Genomic DNA, 395 nt, shown 5'->3' on the forward strand with positions numbered 1-395 from the left:
TAGTCGATGTTGACCTTGACCGTTTTGATGGCGACATAGCGATAGGGATGCACCGGTAGTGACCCCAGTGCCGGGCGGTCCAACTGCTCAAACGCCTCGCGTCGGTTACCGGGCAGCTGCTTGAACGGGCGCTCGTTGAGCTCATTCAACAAAGCCCGGATGCACTGGTTTAGCTCGGCAAGCGAGAAGAAGGTCTGATGGCGTAGGCGAGCCAGGATCCAGCGCTCGACGATCTGCACACCCACCTCGGCCTTGGCTTTGTCCTTAGGCTTGTAAGGGCGAGCTGGCATCACCGCCACCTGATAGTGCTCGGCCAACTGCTGGTAGCTGGGGTTGAGCTCGGGATCGTATCGGCAAGCCTTGCTGACACCGCTCTTGAGGTTGTCGGGGATCAG

At 59.5% G+C, this 395-nt stretch carries 1 pseudogene; it reads right to left on the bottom strand.

Features of this window, described 5'->3' with window-relative positions:
• A pseudogene (locus J9889_RS20660) lies at positions 1-395 on the bottom strand (IS21 family transposase); the annotation flags it as partial.

Origin of the sequence: Aeromonas sp. PrichA-15 (genome assembly GCF_017939245.1) — a bacterium.
In the GTDB taxonomy this organism is placed as follows: Bacteria; Pseudomonadota; Gammaproteobacteria; order Enterobacterales; family Aeromonadaceae; genus Aeromonas; species Aeromonas caviae.